General features: G+C 36.3%; 13 protein-coding genes. 5 read left to right on the top strand and 8 right to left on the bottom strand.

The window, feature by feature from the left end; translation table 11 throughout:
* Positions 1-249: 249 nt before the first annotated feature.
* Positions 250-984, top strand: coding sequence for a hypothetical protein (locus B0X80_RS07930; RefSeq protein ID WP_077339299.1), 735 nt, complete (start codon positions 250-252; stop codon positions 982-984).
* A 103-nt stretch (positions 985-1,087) separates the two neighbouring features.
* On the opposite strand, the gene B0X80_RS07925 is transcribed toward B0X80_RS07930, so the two are convergent.
* From B0X80_RS07925 to B0X80_RS07905, 5 genes are all read right to left on the bottom strand, one after another.
* Positions 1,088-4,336, bottom strand: a complete 3,249-nt coding sequence (locus B0X80_RS07925) for a choice-of-anchor I family protein (RefSeq protein ID WP_077339297.1) — start codon at positions 4,334-4,336, stop codon at positions 1,088-1,090.
* A gap of 137 nt (positions 4,337-4,473) precedes the next feature.
* Positions 4,474-5,517, bottom strand: coding sequence for a TIGR04552 family protein (locus B0X80_RS07920; RefSeq protein WP_077339295.1), 1,044 nt, complete (start codon positions 5,515-5,517; stop codon positions 4,474-4,476).
* 118 nt (positions 5,518-5,635) lie between these two features.
* Positions 5,636-6,430, bottom strand: coding sequence for a hypothetical protein (locus B0X80_RS07915; RefSeq protein ID WP_077339293.1), 795 nt, complete (start codon positions 6,428-6,430; stop codon positions 5,636-5,638).
* Positions 6,431-6,544: 114 nt separating this feature from the next.
* On the bottom strand, positions 6,545-8,359 hold the full coding sequence (locus B0X80_RS07910) for an alkaline phosphatase family protein (protein ID WP_077339291.1): 1,815 nt from the start codon (positions 8,357-8,359) through the stop codon (positions 6,545-6,547).
* Positions 8,360-8,369: 10 nt separating this feature from the next.
* The gene (locus B0X80_RS07905) at positions 8,370-9,956 is read right to left on the bottom strand and encodes an alkaline phosphatase (protein ID WP_077339290.1); all 1,587 of its coding nucleotides are present in this window, start codon (positions 9,954-9,956) and stop codon (positions 8,370-8,372) included.
* Between the two features lie 152 nt (positions 9,957-10,108).
* On the opposite strand from B0X80_RS07905, the gene B0X80_RS07900 reads away from it, so the two are divergent.
* Positions 10,109-11,230, top strand: coding sequence for an aldose epimerase family protein (locus B0X80_RS07900; RefSeq protein ID WP_077339289.1), 1,122 nt, complete (start codon positions 10,109-10,111; stop codon positions 11,228-11,230).
* Positions 11,231-11,319: 89 nt separating this feature from the next.
* On the opposite strand, the gene ffh is transcribed toward B0X80_RS07900, so the two are convergent.
* On the bottom strand, positions 11,320-12,708 hold the full coding sequence (gene ffh / locus B0X80_RS07895) for a signal recognition particle protein (RefSeq protein WP_077339288.1): 1,389 nt from the start codon (positions 12,706-12,708) through the stop codon (positions 11,320-11,322).
* A 249-nt stretch (positions 12,709-12,957) separates the two neighbouring features.
* On the opposite strand from ffh, the gene B0X80_RS07890 reads away from it, so the two are divergent.
* Positions 12,958-13,761: a cytochrome C assembly family protein gene (locus tag B0X80_RS07890; protein WP_077339287.1), complete on the top strand. Its 804-nt coding sequence runs from the start codon at positions 12,958-12,960 to the stop codon at positions 13,759-13,761.
* Between the two features lie 84 nt (positions 13,762-13,845).
* Positions 13,846-15,132: an HlyC/CorC family transporter gene (locus B0X80_RS07885; protein ID WP_077339286.1), complete on the top strand. Its 1,287-nt coding sequence runs from the start codon at positions 13,846-13,848 to the stop codon at positions 15,130-15,132.
* 376 nt (positions 15,133-15,508) lie between these two features.
* Here B0X80_RS07885 and B0X80_RS07880 read toward each other — a convergent pair whose 3' ends face one another.
* Positions 15,509-16,951, bottom strand: a complete 1,443-nt coding sequence (locus B0X80_RS07880; RefSeq protein WP_077339285.1) for an OmpA family protein — start codon at positions 16,949-16,951, stop codon at positions 15,509-15,511.
* Between the two features lie 759 nt (positions 16,952-17,710).
* Positions 17,711-18,319 carry a transglycosylase SLT domain-containing protein gene (locus B0X80_RS07870; protein ID WP_089024854.1) on the bottom strand — a complete coding sequence of 203 codons (609 nt, stop codon included), beginning with the start codon at positions 18,317-18,319 and terminating at the stop codon, positions 17,711-17,713.
* Positions 18,320-18,513: 194 nt separating this feature from the next.
* On the opposite strand from B0X80_RS07870, the gene bluB reads away from it, so the two are divergent.
* Positions 18,514-19,167 carry a 5,6-dimethylbenzimidazole synthase gene (bluB, locus tag B0X80_RS07865; protein WP_077339283.1) on the top strand — a complete coding sequence of 218 codons (654 nt, stop codon included), beginning with the start codon at positions 18,514-18,516 and terminating at the stop codon, positions 19,165-19,167.
* The last annotated feature ends 103 nt before the right edge of the window (positions 19,168-19,270 follow it).

Genomic DNA, 19,270 nt, shown 5'->3' with positions numbered 1-19,270 from the left:
GTCTCGAATTCTCTTATATAGAATTCAGGCCGTTTTTATTACTCTATTAGTCACTTTATTAATTACTTCCAACCCTCTTATAAATTTATTTCCTCAAAATACAATTACCTCCAGACATTTTCAAGATTACCTCTCAGCAACAGTAGAATTCTAATTAAATAGAGAATATATTATGATTCGAAAGGACGAATGTTTTCATTGATGATACCAATACAATAAATTTACATTAAACACATACTTAGGATCATTATGCTAAACACAAAATATATAACATCAATAATCCCTCTATTGGTTGGATTAGTTTTATTGTCATTTAATAGTTATGCTGAAAATGAGGATGAAATTTTAGAGTTTTCGGTTCAAGAAATTTTAGGTACCGAAGAAAAGCCTACAGTTAGAATTAAGTTAAACATAGAAAAAACACGCGAACTATTCGTTGCAGTACAAGACTTAAACAACAAAATGCAGCGTGTTGGCTCAACTCAAAAACGTATTAAAAAATCAGGCAGTTATCACTTTAATATGGATGTAGATCTAAAGCCCGGAAAATATCGCTTTAACGCTTACATTGCTCCTCGTGGGAAAGGCTGGAACGAAAAAATAGGCAAACCCGTTAACTTTAATGTAACCGTAGTTGATAAACCTAAATACATTACCCCCCCCCAATTTAGTACCGCAGATAAAGTAAAGCAAATTACCTGGCCTAAAAGTATTATTGATGATACAGAGCAAGTATTAACAATAAAATATGACATAACTCAACCTAGAATTTTACTGCTTAAGTTACTCAACAAAAAAGGCTGGAAAGAAGAAGCTGTATTAAAATTTGCACTTAAAGAACCAGGCCAGCAATCTCTTCCAATTAGCAGTATGTTAAGCGATTTTGGCGCGGGTGATTATGCTTGGGCCGCATTAATAACAGATACAGAAACAGGTGAAACCATCACCAAGCAAGGTAAGCCATTTACTATAGAAAAACAGTAAAACGATAAAGTAATCTGCAATTAACACAATTAAAAAAGGCATAGCGTTTTAGCGCTATGCCTTTTTATTTAACTTGCAGTACAAAATTTACATAGCTTTTAGGCTATTTTATTTCGTATACGTTAGTGCTACCGCTCACTTCATTACCTACTATCAATAATGCTTCACCTGTCGGGCTTTTATCTGCAGGAACAAACTTCATTCCTTCAGGGCCTACATCGCCAGCCTCCGTTGACTCAGTTGGATCTTTAGTAAAGTCACGGTTAATAACATATTCGATAAACTGCACACCGTTAGGGTTGGTAATGTCGTACATCATAATGCCACCTACGCGTTCTAAGCCTACAAATGCGTAAGTTCTACCGTTTACTTCACCTACAGCAAGTGCTTCGGGTTCTGCGCCTTTAGCTGAAGAGCGATCATTCTTTTTATCGTCTGCTTCTTTGTCGTTTGAAGCATTAAAGAACTCACCGACTCTACCTGCTGTAATTTTGGCAATGTCTGAACCTGAATCAAACACTAATTCGCCCGACTCTGTCCAAATACTGAATGAGCGTGCGCCGTAACTTTGTAGTTTTGTTACTGTACCCGTTACTTTATTTAGTGCGTTTACGGTAGTTATTTTTAAACGTCCTAGCGCTTCGTCTGTAATTTTTTCTGTTATTTCAGCACTAAAGTTATCGGCTATTTCAGCAACACTGGTTGGAATTGGCGCAACAAAATCACCGTAAGAACCACTAATGGTTAAGTCTTCAACTCTAAATTCTTCAACATATGAAAAACACGTTTCGTTTTCTAGGTTAAGTAAACCTTTTGTTGCACACATAGTGGGTGTATCACCATCAAAACATGCTTCTTGATTAGTGTCCCAATTTAACCCTTCAGCTTCACAAGTAACTTGAGTTTCAAAATCATCGTTGAGTTCGCCCGAGATATACTCACGTGCGTCACCTTCGTTAGCCGTAACAATATAGTTAACACCATTTACCGCGTAACTTGCGATAGTGTCGGGTTGATATGTACCAACAACATTGTCCCAAGTAGTGATGTTAATGCGGCCTTTGCCGTTGTGGTGTTTAGTGCCTGAAACTTCAGCGTCTTTATCTTTGTCTGATACATCTAAAGCGTTTTCTGCTTGGCTATAATCTTTATTACCCAAAGCAATAATACGGCTAATTTTACTTGTAGCTAAATCAACCAAAGCGATTGCGTTGTTTTCTTGTAAAGAAACATAAGCCATCGAGCTATCGTCTGCAAAAGCTACGTATTCAGGTTCTAAATCTTGAGCAACTGTTGATGGTGTTCCACCAAAAGCGCCACCAAAAATACGTACACCCTCAGGTAATTCATTGGCTCTGCTACCGCCAGCATTAAAGTCAGTAAAACCTAATATAGTGGCTGATGCTGCTGGAGATTGGTCAGCAATATTGATAATAGCGATTGAACCTTCAGGATCTGACAAGTAATCGCCACTTGGCTCACCTTCACATGCTACAACAAGTTTAGTGCCGTCTGGCGAGAATTGAACGTTATCAGGTAATGCACCTACGGCAACTTGGCTTAAGTAAGTTGCCGCGCCTGTTGTTGCATCTAACTGATAAAAAGCAACCATGCCATTGGCTTGTTTATTATCGTGCTCTACCGCAACCGCTAATAAGTTGCCGTGAACAGCAACACTATTTATACCGCCAGCTTCTGTAATATTCGCACTTACATCAATTGATGCGTCTTTTGTTAAGTTAGTCGCCGTTAAAGGTGCTGCTAACGCTTCAGAGCTTGAAATACCTGATAAAATATCGACTTGGCTCGATTTAGCGTTAATCACATAAACACGTTTACTTTCTGAATGAAAGGCAACAATTTCAGCAGCACTTTCACCCAAAATGTTAGATTGATAACGCGCGATCATGTTCATTGCTGGTTTTTTAATTGAAGCGCCTGCCGACATAAATTTGTCTGCAATATTTAATACTAATGCCTGTGTTGCATCACCAAAAATACCAAAGTCGTTGTCGTTAATGAGTAATACATGTTCATTATCTAATACTGCGATACCTTCAATTTTTGTTGGTGCCGTCATACCTGCAGGCATATCGGTTAAGGTATTAAAAACTAATTCTTTACTAACCGCTTTCGCATTATGAGAAGCTAAGTCGTACACTTGTTCTAAGGTTTTTTCTTCTGTCGATTCGTTATTAACCACGGTACCTGTAGCAATAGCTTCACCTAAAATATTATCGCCTGTAGTTAAGTTAACACGATAGAATTTAGTGACACCACTAATACGCTCAAGTATCACTAATTCGTCGTTACCTACCGCGACCATTTCTGAAATTTTAACATCGCTTTGCTTTTTACCTTGATCACCGGTGTTATTGAGACCAGCATAAGAAGAAGCTCGATCCATGTTATAAACATATTCGCCTTCAACCGAGGTAATATCGCCATCAGTAAGGGCTAGCTTAAATAAACGCACATGGCTTGATGTTTTATAAGCGTTAGCATCTGGAAAGGCTAACGGGCTTTGCATAATAAAATATAATGATTTTTCGTCTTCAGATAATGCAATAGATTCAATACCACGGTTAAGTTTACGATGCTTTAAGGCATCAGGTAATAAACCTTCAACAGGATAACCTGCATTATCTAAATCAGTTGCTACGGTTTCAGGCACAACACGTTTTAAAATAGTACCGTCTACATCTACATGCACTAATGAAGGGCCATATTCATCAGTTAACCAAAAAGTACCGTCTTTTAGACGCACAATCGCTTCAGTATCTAAACCTGCGTTGTCGTAATCGATTAACTCACCGTCAGTACCAATCGACGTTTCAGAATCAGTTACTGTTAAGTTGTTAGTAATACCTGAAATATTTTCGCCAAGGGTATTCTTAAGAGGCAATTCTTCTAACACTTCATAACCATAAGCACCACTCTCTGCTTTAGTTAATTTAATCTTGTAAATAGTGGGAGTGAAGTCAGGTTGTGGGAAAACTTTATCGCCGCCAGGCATACAAAAGTCTTCAATGCCAAACACAGCGTTAGTATCTGAACATTTAATATTTGGGCCACGGTCGGTAATGGTATAAAAAACATTACTGTCGTCACCTGCACGGTGGTAAGCACCTGAACCAAAGCCTACATCTAACGCCAACGGTGCAGATGAAACGCCGCCTTTAGTGAAAACAACATCGCCTAGCGATTTAGTTAATGTTAGAGAGCCTTCCGTTAGAGTAACTTTTTCTGCAGGTGGTGTAGCTGGTATTTCAATTACTGGGCTATCGTTACTATCATTACATGCGGTTAATAAAGCACTGCAAACGGCAATGCTGACAAGTTTTTTATACATTTTATTAAGATCCTCAATTTAATTACTTAAAGGATCTCATGACTATATGACCATTTTGTGACTGACATGTTAAGCTATTTTTACACAATATTTATACTTAAAATTCAAAAGGTTAAATCAATAAAAAAGCTAAAAACTCATAACTTATGATGAGTAAAAAAAGGAAATACGCGTTCTCTAATCGCTTGTTTTTGACGTTTTTTATATTCACCATGAGATGCTAAACCTTCTCGAGTATCTAAAAAACTTTTACGATCCATTAACTGTATTTCAAACGGAAAAAAGAACGACATATTAAAACCGTTTTCTTGCCGTATTTTAATACGATGACGACACGTTATTTGAACAGATTGGTAACTTACTCCACTAAAGGGATTTTTTTCTGCTTGTTTAGTTGAAATGCTTTTTTGAGGTAAATGGATAGATTCCATTTCATGGCGTATTTCATCAGTAGACATACCTCGTTTTAAACACTTATCTATCCATTCTAAATCAATTAAATTATTGCGCGAGCGAGACGGTTTAAGGTTCGCATAAGTAATAACATGATTCATTCTTAAATAAGCTAACACATCTAGAACATCAGCGCGGTGCTCAGTTATAAAACGTATACCTATCCAATCAAAAATGTCTGCTGAAACATTTTCAGCTTTATGTAATAGCTTTAAAGCAACTGAACGACGTGACTTAGCTTCCCGAAACTCTATTTCGTTAAGCTTAATGTCCCCTAAAAAACAGCCGTTATCGTTACGAATAATATGCTGGGAAAAACGATTGAAAATTTGTTCTCTAATAGGGTTATGATAAATATCGTTGAGATAAGAATGACTGTGCGACAAGGTATGAATAACCCGTAATATGGCTGCACTCCAAGGCGCTAATGCACGTTCTCCATGTCCTGATGCGCTAATTAAGTATTTCCTAATATCTTGTTCTTGTATCAATACGTCTGGTATTACTTCGTTTTCTAATAACAGCTCTTCTTGAATCAGTTCAATCGCTTCTTTACGTAAACTTTCTAACTCAAGAACATCCATAGCATCTTCAAGATCAAACCCATAACTTTCTAGAAAGTCATGGGCTTCTTGTTCGGTATGAATATGCATCCGCTTTTGATCAATAAAAGATGAGCCATTTAATGCTGCCCTTACAGAAGTACTACGCCAAGGGTTTATGTTCATTAATGCTCCTTATATACTCATAAAACCACAATCAGATGGAGTTTTCGTCTAATAATCGTAGCTCAATCTTGTATTTTTAGCGATATAAAAAGCGTATTCTCATTGAATACATTGAAAATTAATGACGATGGTGATCAGGTGAAATATTATCCCCTTGGCTATTGTAAAAACCTTGTGGCGAATGGTCGACAAAACCTAAGTTGATCATTTTAACTAAAAATGGATCAGACTCATTATCGCCAATATCAGCATAATCAGTACTTTGATATTGGTAGTGTTTAGCAAAAAACTGTTTAACTTCATCTTCTGATGATTCAACATTATGTAGCTGCCAAGTTTTTGTATGCCCTTGTTGAGATATTTGTAACCTTTCTACTAAATTTAACTGAGGCAACCAACTTAAATTAATCACGATATTATCTTTTTTTAAATGGTACTCTTCTTGTTGATAACAGCCGTTACCCACTTTTGTGATTAGATTCAATTCTTTAATTTGTGTAGGTGTGATCAGTTGATATTTTTTTTGCCAATCAACCGCTCGTTTCAATTCATTTGGTTGATATTCAATAACTCGTTTTTGTTCTTCAAAATAACGATTTAACGTCACTTGATTGTTAGGGTACTTTAGCCAAACGTCTGTAACATTGGATACTGGATAAACATAAGCAACTTGAGTTTTATTACGTATTAAGGTCAGTTCAGTTTTTTTGACTTGATGTGTGTGTTTATTGTTTGCTGAATCTTTTAGTTTAAGCGTATTACCTGCTTCAGTGGTATTCTCAGCTTCAATCGTATAATGCGCTTGAACAATACTTGCGTTTATATCACACGTTGCTGCACTTACATTTAACGACGATACCATAGCCAATACTGTTGTGCTTTTTATCGCGTTAACAATAGTTTTTGTATACATAGTTTTTCACAAAGCGCTTTTCAGCACATAAATTAAGTTTGGGTTGTTAAAATAAAAATAAAAGGTTGGAGTAATTCTCCAACCTTTTAATCGTTGTAAAATAATAAAGGAATGTTATTCCATCGCGGCTTCAGCGCTTTGAACTAAGTTACCTGCGTAATCCATTACATGGAAAATTACACTTTGTTCGTTAGTCCCCGTCACTAAATGCGCGCCTGGTCCCATAGCATAAACACCTACATCTTCACCTGCATGTGTTTCTGACCCCATAGGTACAAGTGCTTCTTGATGATAGCCTGATGACGTAGTATCAACTGTAGTTAAATCTTGACGACCCGCTGCAGCCGGTAAGCTATAACCAGCATCGGCATCGGTTTCAGTCATTAAGTTTCTAAAGCCTAAACCATTGGTGTAACCCACTGTAGTATAAGGCATACCATCTGCGGCTTTTGTTGGTTCTGTTTGACCGACCGACACAACTTTACCTAATATTGGGTTACCACGTTTAGGGTAGCCAGCAATAGTAAATACATGACTGTGATCAGCCGTAACAATAATAAGCGTTTCTTCAGGGTTAGTATTTTTAACCGCTTCTTCAATCGCTTTAGCAAATTCAATGGTATCGGTTAATGCGTTGTAAGCACTGCCAGCATGATGACCGTGGTCAATTCGACCCGATTCAACCGTTAAGAAAAAGCCTTTTTCGTTGTTGTCTAAAATATCAATCGCTTTGCTTGTCATTTCAGATAAAGAGGGCTCGCCAGCAATATCATTTTTACGGTCAGCTTCATATTGCATATGCGATTCGTTAAATAAACCAAATACGCGTTCAGTTGAGTTTGCATTCAATGCCGCAAAACCAGCCTTATCCATAACATAGTTACCACTTGGATAAGTTGCTTTCCATTCAGCGGTTAAATCACGACCATCAGTTCGGTCACCTTCTACAGCACTTGTTGCATCAGTACTGTTAAATGCAGCATCTTTCGGTAAGAAATGACGACGACCACCACCTAATACCACTTCAAGACCATCAACATTAAGGCCAGTAAATTTAGCTTCTAAATTTGCTTCAAAGTTAACAAGTTGCGAGGCTATATCTTCACAACCTGCTGTTACTGCATCAGCAGGCATATCTGAAACATCTTCCCAGTTTCTATCAGCTGATTTAGCGTAAGTTGCTGCAGGAGTTGCATGAGTAATACGTGCAGTAGAAATAACACCTGTAGATTTACCTGCTATTTCAGCGAGTTCTAATGCGGTAACTAATTCGTTACCTGAAACCGTGTTACATTTACCACGTTCAATCGCTTCAGAAACACCAATAACACCTACATCAGTTTTAACACCAGAAATCATTGCTGTCATTGTGCCGGCAGAATCAGGTGTTTGAGAGTCAACATTGTATGTTTTTGCAAAGCCAGTAAACGGGAATTTATCAAAGCTTAACTCGTGCTCTTCACCCATTTTACCCATTTGTTGCCCTGCTAAAATACGCGCAGCAGTTACAGTAGAAATTCCCATACCGTCACCAACAAATAAGATCACGTTTTTCGCTTTACCGCGGGTGTTTTCAATATTTTTACTTTGCATTTTAGCTGTTTTAACTTGCGCTGCACCAGCGGTATACCAAGGGTTTGATACTGTTTTAATTAACGCTTCACCTGTTGCTTCTGTTACCGCAGCAGTACATACATATTGTGTAGAATCTACTTCGGTTTCATCTAATAGGTTGTTATTGTTGTTGTCTAAACCTGAATCTATTTGAACGCCGCCATTTGCACAGTTTGCATTACCAATAGCAAGTTGAGTTTGCTTAACTAAGCTATTTAAACCGTTAGCGCCATTAGCACCATTTTTACCGTCATCACTGTTACACCCTGTTAATGCTACAAGCACAGATAATGAGACTAATTTTAAAGATTTCATTGTGTTTGCCTTATTGATTAGGAATTAAGTTAAGTGATTGGTTAATTAAGTGAAATACAACACTTTGCTCTACAGTGCCTTGTGCTAAATGTGCGCCAGGTCCCATTGCGTGTAATGAAATATCTTCACCCGCATGAGTTTCTGACCCTAATGGCACTAAAGCTTCTTGATGGAAACCCGATGTTGTTGTATCAACAGTTGTTAAGTCATGACGACCTGCGGCATGTTCTTCAGCATAAGCAGCATCTGCGTCAGTTTCATCAACTAAATTTCTAAAACCTAAACCATTGGTATAGCCTAAGGTTGTATAAGGCATACCGTCTGCTGCCATTGCAGGTTCAGTACTACCGACTGAAACTACTTTACCTAAAATTGGGTTACCACGTTTTGGATAACCAGCAATGGTAAATACATGGCTATGATCGGCTGTTACAAGAATAAGTGTTTCTTCAGGGTTGGTTGAATCAACAGCAGCTTGAACCGCTTTGGCAAATTCAATAGTATCGGTTAACGCGTTATAGGCACTACCAGCATGATGACCGTGGTCAATACGACCTGACTCAACCACTAATAAAAAGCCTTTATCGTTGTTGTCTAAAATATCAATCGCTTTAGAGGTAAGTTCTGTTAACGATGGCTCGCCTGCTATATCGTTCGCACGGTCAGCTTCATATTGCATGTGTGATTCATTAAATAAGCCAAATACACGTTCAGTTGTAGCTGCATCAATGGCATTAAAACCGGCTTGGTCGATAACATATTTACCATTAGGGTAAGTTGCTTGCCATTCTGCCGTTAAATCGCGGCTATCGGTACGATCACCTTCTACTGCGCTAGACGCATCAGCACTGTTAAATGCGGCATCTTTTGGTAAGAAATGACGACGACCACCGCCCATAACCACTTCTAAACCATCAACATTTACACCTGGAAAACGCATTTCTAGGTTTTTCTCAAAGTTAACTAATTGAGAAGCTATATCTTCACAACCTGCAGTAACCGCAGCTTCTGGCATGTCTGAAACGTCTTCCCAGTTACGGTCTGCTGATTTAGCATAAGTAGCGGCTGGTGTTGCATGAGTGATACGTGCTGTTGAAATAACACCGGTAGATAATCCTTTTATCTCAGCGACTTCAATCGCGGTAATTAACTCATTACCTTTTGCTGTGTCACAATTACCACGTTCAACATTTGCATCAACACCAATAACACCAACATCGGTTTTAACACCTGAGATCATCGCTGTCATAGTACCTGCTGAATCAGGTGTTTGTGCATCAACGTTATACGTTTTAACTTGAGCTGAATAAGGAAAAGTTTCAAAACTTAAGTAACCTTCTTCGCCTGAGTTTCCTTTCATTTGCCCGTCAAGAATACGAGCCGCAGTTAATGTAGATATGCCCATACCATCGCCAACAAACAAAATAACGTTTTTAGCTTTATCGCGTGTAGTTTGTTTGGTTTTATTCATTACGGTTTGTTTTGCTTCGCTATACCACATACTGTCTTTTTGTACTGCTGGAAGTACATCAGCTGTTGCAACAGCAGACAATAACATTGATGATAAAGCTGATACTGAAACCCAAGATGAGTTCATCGCTTATTCCTTTTCAAAAGATTATAAAATAGTTAAAAGCTTGTTAACTTTTTAGACAGAAAGAGGATAAGAGAGAAATGTGACAAATCAGCAACGATAATATGAAACTGATATAACACTTTTATTGCAGAAAAAAGACATAGAAAGAGCAAATGAAAAAAACAACGACACATTTAAATACTTTGGCTATTACAAAATCATCATTCGGATTATTAAGTTCAGGTGAAGAAACTCATTTATTCACCTTAACCAATAATAAAAACATGAAAATTTGTATTACAAATTACGGTGGAGCCATTGTTTCTATTAAGACTCCTGATAACAAAGGTCACCTTGCCGACATAGTACTAGGCTATGATTCTATTGAAGGGTATGAAAATGATTCGGATTATTTAGGCGCGATTGTTGGCCGATACGCAGGCAGAATAAAAGAAGGTATTGTTATTTTAGATGAACAAATAATGACACTTTCATTAAATCATGAAAATAATCAATTACATGGAGGAAACCAAGCATTAAATAAACAACTATGGCAAGCTGAAACCGAAATATTATCTGAACAAGTATCGCTGACGCTCAAACACACTTCACCAGATGGTCATAATGGCTTTAGCGGAGAAGTTCAGTTTTGTGTTAAATACACACTAAATAATAACAACGAATTAGCGGTTGAATATTTTGCACACACCAATAAAACCACGATTATTAATTTAACTCAGCACAGTTATTTTAATTTAGCAGGACACGATCAAGGCAGTATTTTAAACCATCAAGTACAGTTAAATGCAGATTATTTTCTGCCAATGAATAATCAAGCCTATCCAACAGGTGAAAAATTAAAGGTAAAAAATACGCCACACGACTTTACTGCACTCGCCTCTTTATCAACAGTTATAGACGCATCAAACGAGCAAATAAAAATAGCGAAAGGTTACGATAATTATTGGTTGGTTAATGCTACTAACGCAATTCAAACCTTAAAGGATTACGCCGCAAAAATAGTAGAACCAATGTCAGGAAGAAAACTCACACTCTATACCGACCAACCGAGTATTATTTTGTATACGGGAAATTACTTAAACGCTAACTTAGATAACAACCAGAAAGGTAAAAACGGTACGATTTATCAAGCTCAATATGGGTTATGTATAGAGCCACAGCGTGCGTTTGATCATTCAATATCGAATGCTAGCTATAAACCTTTTTCAAGCTGTATTTTAAGGCCTGAACAGCCTTTTTATAGTAAGAGCATTTATGTGTTTGACGTAATATAAATTTGAATCCTCAATACTTAAACGAAAAAAGGTAGCTTTCGCTACCTTTTTAACATGATTTTCAGACTTAGCGCACTATTATTAGAAGGTTATCGACCGCCGAACATACCACCCATTCCGCCGCCACCGCCTGGAGGCATCATACCTTTCATACTACGCATCATTTTTTGCATGCCACCTTTGCCAGACATTTTCTTCATCATTTTTTGCATTTGGGTAAATTGTTTAAGTAACTTATTCACGTCTTGAATTTGTGTACCTGAACCTAAAGCTATACGACGTTTACGCGAGCCTTTAATAATTTCAGGACGTTGACGTTCGCCCGGCGTCATAGAGTTGATCATAGCTTCCATACGGATCGTTACTTTGTCATCCATTTGGCCTTTGATTTGCTCAGACATATTACCCATACCCGGTAATTTATCCATTAAGCCCATCATGCCCCCCATGTTTTGCATTTGCTTAAGCTGATCACGAAAATCTTCTAAATCAAAGCCTTTACCTGACTTAACTTTTTTAGCTAAACGTTCGGCCTGTTTTCTATCAACTTTTTGCTCTACTTCTTCAATAAGAGATAAAACATCACCCATACCTAAAATACGAGAAGCAATACGATCAGGATGGAAAGGCTCTAAAGCGTCAGTTTTTTCACCAACCCCCATAAATTTAATCGGTTTACCGGTAATATGACGAATAGATAACGCCGCACCACCGCGAGCATCACCATCGGTTTTCGTTAAAATAACACCCGTTAATGGTAATGCATCACCAAAGGCTTTAGCTGTATTCGCCGCATCTTGACCTGTCATTGCATCAACAGTAAAAAGCGTTTCTACTGGGTTAATAGCTGCGTGAAGTTCTTGAATTTCAGTCATCATGCTTTCATCAACATGCAAACGACCTGCGGTATCAACAATCACTACATCAAAGAAGTTTAACTTGGCATGGGCTATTGCAGCATTACCAATATCGATAGGCTTTTGAGAAATATCACTTGGGAAAAATTCAACATTCACTTCTTTCGCTAACGTTTCAAGCTGCTTTATTGCCGCAGGTCGGTAAACATCAGCACTTACTACTAATACTTTTTTCTTTTCACGTTCTGTTAAAAATTTAGCAAGCTTAGCAACAGAGGTCGTTTTACCCGCACCTTGTAAGCCAGCCATTAGAACTACAGCAGGAGGAACAGCTTTTAAATCAAGCCCTTCATTAACTTCACCCATGGCTTGTTCAAGTTCAGATTGAACTATTTTTACAAACACTTGACCTGGCGTTAAGCTTTTAGAAACGTCTTGCCCTACTGCGCGTTCTTTAACTTTATTGATAAACTCTTTAATAACAGGAAGTGCTACATCAGCCTCAAGAAGCGCCATACGCACTTCACGCAACGTATCTTTTATATTGTCGTCAGTTAAACGGCCACGGCCACTGATATTTTTGAGTGATTTGGTTAATCGATCGGAAAGATTTTCAAACATGAAGAACTCTATATATTACGGATACCACAAATTACTTGGTATTATACCTGTTGAACAAATAAGCGAAAGTATAAAATTTTTTACGCTAAAATATGTGCCCTTTATTTTGAGGCAAATCATCAAAAATTTAATTTAAACAGTTATTCAATCATTAACTATGGCGTAGCAAAATCATTCTGATAGAATCAAACGTCTAGGAATGTTTATGCTTTATTTATCTTAAAGTTTTATATCAGTGTGGAGCACTTTGTGAGTTTACCGGACATCTTATCAATTGGGGCATCAGTAAGCTATTTGCTGGCCGCGTTCATCACCATAACCACCTTATTTACGCCTAAAGGCCCAAACATTGTTTTAATACTATTTTTAGGTTGCATAGGAATAATTACTCATGCAATGAGCAGTAGCAGCCATTTAATCTACTCATCAGAAGTGATTAATTTTAGCTTACCCAATGTGGTCTCTTTAGTAAGTTTACTTATTACACTTAGTATTACAGCTGTAGCACTAAAATTTAAAGTGAATTTATTATTACCTGTTGTTTATAGCTTTGCCGGTTTTTGGCAAATGGTTTTATTTTTAATTCCTGAAGGTCATGAAAACCCGATAATTTCAGATAAAATAAGTGTAATTAGCCATGTAAGCTTGTCGCTAATTGCCTATTGCGTATTAGTTATTGCCACCTTGTACGCGTTTCAAGTCTCATATATTAATTACAAATTAAAACAGAAAAATTTAAAAGCAGTGAATCATTTACCACCACTCATGCAAGTTGAAGGTCAATTGTTTACCTTATTAGCCATGGGAACATTGTGCTTAACTTTAAGTTTACTTGTTGGTTTTGTTTTTTTAGAGCATTTCTTTTCGGCACAAAATGGCCATAAAATGGTATTCTCTTTTCTTGCCCTTATCACTTATACTGTGATTTTGTGGGGTCACTTCAAACAAGGATGGAGAGGCCACAAAGTGCTCGTTTTAACCATTATAGCGACATTTTTATTAACATTAGCCTATTTTGGTAGCAGATTTGTGAAAGAGTTTATATTACAATAAGGCACAAACAACTGCGAACTGTTGGTGTACTGACAAACTAACTCGTCAACACTCGTATTTTTTAACATACATAGGATCCACTTTTTGGATAACATATCAACTGAAACACTCTTTGTTATATTGGGTGTTTTGATACTCGTTTCAGCCTACTTTTCAAGCTCTGAAACCGGCATGATGTCTATTAATAGATATCGTTTACGTCACCTAGAAAATCAAAAGCACAAAGGTGCTATACGCGTAAGTAAATTATTAGCAACACCCGATAAACTCATAGGGCTAATATTAATTGGTAATAATTTAGTAAACATTTTTGCCTCATTAATTGCAGGTATCATTGCTGAACGTTTATATGGTGATGCTGGTATTTTTTATGCGGGGTTACTATTAACCTTTGTCATATTAATTTTTGCAGAAGTTACACCTAAGACCTTAGCCGCTTTGTATCCTGAAAAAATAGCCTTTCCAAGCTCAATCTTACTCAATATTTTATTAAAGTTATTGTATCCATTTGTATTGGCTGTTAACTGGCTAACCAATGGTATTTTAAAAGTTATTGGCATTAGTTCAGAACAAAGAGAACAACACACTCTAAGCTCTGAAGAACTAAAAACAGTAGTAAACGAAGCGGGTGGATTACTCCCCAAACGCGACCAAAGCATGCTGGTAAGTATTTTAGAATTAGAAAAAATTACTGTTGAAGATATCATGATCCCTCGCAGTGAATTACAAGGTATTGATATTAACGATGATTGGAAAATAATTCAGAAACAATTAACCCAAGCAAATCATACTCGAGTGCTTTTATATCGAGACTCTATTGATGATGTAGTGGGTTATATTCATATGCGTGATGCTCTGAAATTGCTTTCGAAAAAACAATTTACTAAAGCCACTTTAGTGCGAGCCGTTAAAGAGCTTTACTTTATTCCTGAAGGCACAACACTTAACGTACAGTTACTAAAATTTCAGCATGCTAAAGAGCGCTTAGGTTTAGTTGTAGACGAGTATGGCGACATTCAAGGTTTAGTGACTTTAGAAGATATTCTTGAAGAAATAGTAGGCGACTTTACAACAACCATGACACCTGCCACCAGTGAAGAAGTGAACTTACAACCAGATGGCAGTTACCTCGTTGATGGTAGTGCAAACATTCGAGATATTAATAAAGAAATGTCTTGGAATTTTGCATCTGATGGTCCAAAAACCCTTAACGGCCTGATTATCGAGCATTTAGAAGATATTCCAGAAGCTAATTTAAGCGTAAGAGTTTCAGGTTACCCTGTTGAGATTATTGATGTAAGCGACAACATGATTAAAACAGTACGCATACTGCCTGAGTTTTATCAGGAAATTGAAGAAACAGAAGAGTAATGCCTTTCTCAAAATTTACTTACTAATACCCCATTGAAGTGCACATTCGATGGGGATTTTCCCACTTCGAAGACATTCAACCAATAGATTCAGCCAGTTATTTATGACTAAAAATGAGGCACTGTTGCTCTTTCTGATAGCTTTACAGTAAATTATTTTAGATTTAAATTTAGATAAGACAAGGTATGTGACGTGTAGCTAACTATTCGAATATGTACAATACTATATAAATTTCAAAAAACTGCTCCCCTTAGAGTCTCCTTTAAAATTTTACCTAACAATAAATACAAAAAAGCCGCTTAATGAATAATCCATTAAGCGGCTTTTAAATAAGCGATTACCTAATCAGTCTCATTAATGAAATTAAAGGGTAATATTATTCTACTTCGTTATTTACAATAAGTATTTCAACTCTTCGGTTAGCCGCACGACCTTCTACACTGTCGTTGCTTGCTACAGGTTTAGATTTACCGTAACCCGTTGATTCAACTCTACCGCTTTCAACTTGACCCACTTCACTTAAGAAATTAGCCACTTTATTACCACGTTCAGTCGATAATTTTAAGTTGATTTCGTCGCTACCTCTGTTATCTGTATGTCCTGAAACAACGATATTTGAGTTAGGAAACGCTGAAATGGCTTTAGTAATTTTATTTAATAAAGCAAAGTTAGATGCATCGATTTCACTGTTACCCGATTTAAACGAGAAACCATGTGCACGAATAAGTACATTGTCTCCTTGACGATATACATCAGCTTCTTGTTGATTAAATAACGATTGAACACCTTTAAATTTAGCGGTAATTGCATCGTTACGACGTTTTTCATTTTCAGCTTTTTCTTGTGCTGCTGCTAATGCCTGCTCTTTTTCTTTAGCTATTTGCATGTTGCGTTCTTGCGCTTCTGTCATAGCTACTGTTACATTGTCTTTTTCTGAAACAAGACGCTGTATTTTGCTATTAAGCCCTTTCACCATAACTTTGTTAGAACCATCAAACGCAACCTGTTGCTCAATTGGAGCAACAATACGTGTAACTTGTTCTTGGTACCAAAGTACTTTGTCTTCTTCTTCATAATCTGATTGTCGAAAATGCGTAATAACTTCCGCAATACCAACAGCGCGCTCTACATTCCAAATAGCTCGTTGAGCATGACCATTAGCTTTCTCGGTATCTCTACGATCAGCATCTAGGGTATTTAATGCTAATTGGTAATCTTCTTGGGCTAATTTCATAGTGCGTGGAGCTAAATCATCAATATCTTTCTTTTTAGCATTTTCAATTGCCACTTTTGCCGCATCAACAATATTCACCTTAATAGAGGCTAGTTCGATTGCTGCGTATGCACGCATAGTTTCAGTACGCTCTTCTTTTGCTTCTTGTACATCGCCGTTTTCAATTAACTTAGTTAATTTAAGTAATTGTTTTTCTGCTTTTGCAAAAGCTTCAGGGCTAGCAGCAGATGCCTTGCTTTTAATCGCTTTAGCACGAACAGATAACACTTCTTCAAGTACATCTCTGTTTAACATTTCAGTTTTTTTAGCTTGGGCTAATTGTTTTAAACCTTCTTTCGCTTTTTCTAATGCTTTTGGATTATCTGCTTTAGCAAGTTTCATTGCTTCGCTATATAGTTCATTTGCTTTGGCAAAAGACTTTGGAGATAAAACATCTAGCTCACTATCAAGCTCATTGGCTAACTGTGCTTTTAATGTAGACACAGGTAAATATTTTTGTATTGCCTGATCTTCTTTTAGCGAGGGCTTACTAGCACAACCAGCAAAAGTTAAACAAACAGTAAGAAACACAATATAATTTTTCATTTAGGATATATCCCTAGTAAACAATTTAATAGGCAAAGCAATTAAATCTATTGAACACTAAATTAATATTTAGAGTATTTTTTAATCGTCGTTCTAAACCATTAGGTTTAGGTTACGATCGCGGCAAGTATAGTCGATAAAAAAATAAACACACAATATTTATTTATAGAATAATGACAATATATTAACATAAAATTAACATTTGTATTGTTAAAATTTTTATTACTTCAAGTTCAAAGAGTTACACAATAAATTTATATAAGTCTTTTTATTCCTTTACTGGAAAACATATCTATTGTTGGTGAATATTATGCAATCCTCTGCATTGATGATTCAAAAATATATGGCTTATATAAAGAAGAATGTATTTATATTGTGATATATAACTCAGACAAGTAAGTTATTTATTTTTAAAGAAAAAGTCATTATTTGTGGATAATACCAATATTAGATCAAGTTAATAACAGACTTATCCACAAGTAATTTTATGTCTGATAATTTTCCACAATTTCTGTGGATAACAAAAGCAAGCCCAGTAGATTTATGACTTCAGGTTTTGCAAACGATTTTTTGCAATTTTATGAAGTTTTTTTAACAATAACTTTTGTCATTTATTTGGCGCTAATTTACAAAAAATTAATCAATAAAATGATGCGATTGGCAAGTAATATGCGTTATAAAAAAAATGCCAATACTAAAAAATATTGGCATTATTTTATGTTTTATTTGACAAAAGTCATGAATAACGAAGGGAATAAATTAACTTGAAAATAAACGAGACCACCAACCTTGAGTAAACGATGCTTCGCATTTTTTCAATTGCGCACTATAGCGTTTAGCGCGTTTTTCTACTTTACGAGAAACAGCCATTAACCATTTTTTTTTGTAGTAGCTTTTTCGCTTAAACCCACCCCAACCTTCATGGTAATTAAGGTACTGGTTGTAAGCATCCCACTTTGAGGTTTTATTAAGTTTTTGAGATTTATAAATAAACCATCCCATAAAGTCCATCGCATCATCAAAGTCGTCACGATCAGCACCATTATTGCCCGTTTCTCGCATATAGTCATTCCACGTCATTGTTTTAGCTTGCGAATAACCATAAGCAGAACTGACTCGACCAATGGGAATAAAACCCAGAAAATAATCCATAGGAGGAATAGCGTCATGTTTAAATGAGCTTTCTTGATACATCATGCTCATAGGTACATGAATCGGCACCCCCCATTTATCTTTAGCTTTTTTAGCAGCAAAGTACCAATCTGTATTTTGTTCAAAGATACTGCATATGTTTTCAGGATTCTTAGGCGGTAATGTAGAACAAGAAACTAACGAGAATAGCGTAAAAATAATAAAAATATGTTTAATAGACAATTGTACAACCCTAATAATGTCTTTTCTTTAGAAATAAAGTTTAGCATTAAGTTGAATGGAACATCTAACAAAGTTATATTTTACAAGGTATGATATTGTTGTTATTAAATTTTTCTCCCCTAACTTCCACCATTTTTCTCCTTTACTCTTAAAGAGAATTACCTATAAAAACTAAAACGACAAATATAATGAGCAAAGAATTTAATCCCGCAGATACCCATATTTTAAAAGAGATCATGCAATATCGACGAGATGTTCGTGGTAATCGCTTTACAGATAAAAGCGTATCGAGCGAGGTAATAGATCAAATACTAGAAGCAGCTTTGTATGCCCCTTCAGTTGGCTATTCACAACCTTGGCAGTTTATTGTTATTGATGACCAAAACATAAAACAAAAAGTGTTTAACTCTTTTACCGAAGAAAACGCTCATGCAAAAGCACTTTTTTCAGGTAAAAAGCAGCAAGATTATGCCCAATTGAAACTTGAAGGAATTCTTGAGTCACCTATTAATATTGCTGTTTTTTACCAACCATCAGAAAAAGCTATATTAGGGCAAACTAGTATGAGCGACATGGGAAGGTTTAGTGTTGTTTGTGCGATTCAAAATATGTGGTTAATGGCTCGTTCACTTAATGTAGGTATTGGTTGGGTAAGTATTGTTGATCCTGAAAAAGTAAAAGCAGCGGTTAATGCTCCACAAAATAGTGAACTTATTGCTTATTTATGTGTGGGTTATGTCAATGAATTTTTGGATGAGCCTGAATTGAAATCTAAAAAGTGGGAAGAAGAAAAACAAAAAGGAGATATTATTTTTAAAAATACTTTTAATAATATTATTTAAAAAATTAAAACTTAAAAATAAATTGAACCTTTTACATTTAAATAACTCATACCTTTGAAAACTTGTATTTCCCACATAGTATTTCATGTTTTACGCATTTACT

The sequence above is a fragment of the Pseudocolwellia agarivorans genome (assembly GCF_002000085.1).
Classification (GTDB): Bacteria; Pseudomonadota; Gammaproteobacteria; order Enterobacterales; family Alteromonadaceae; genus Pseudocolwellia; species Pseudocolwellia agarivorans.
This window is presented reverse-complemented; position numbering and strand designations above follow the sequence as displayed.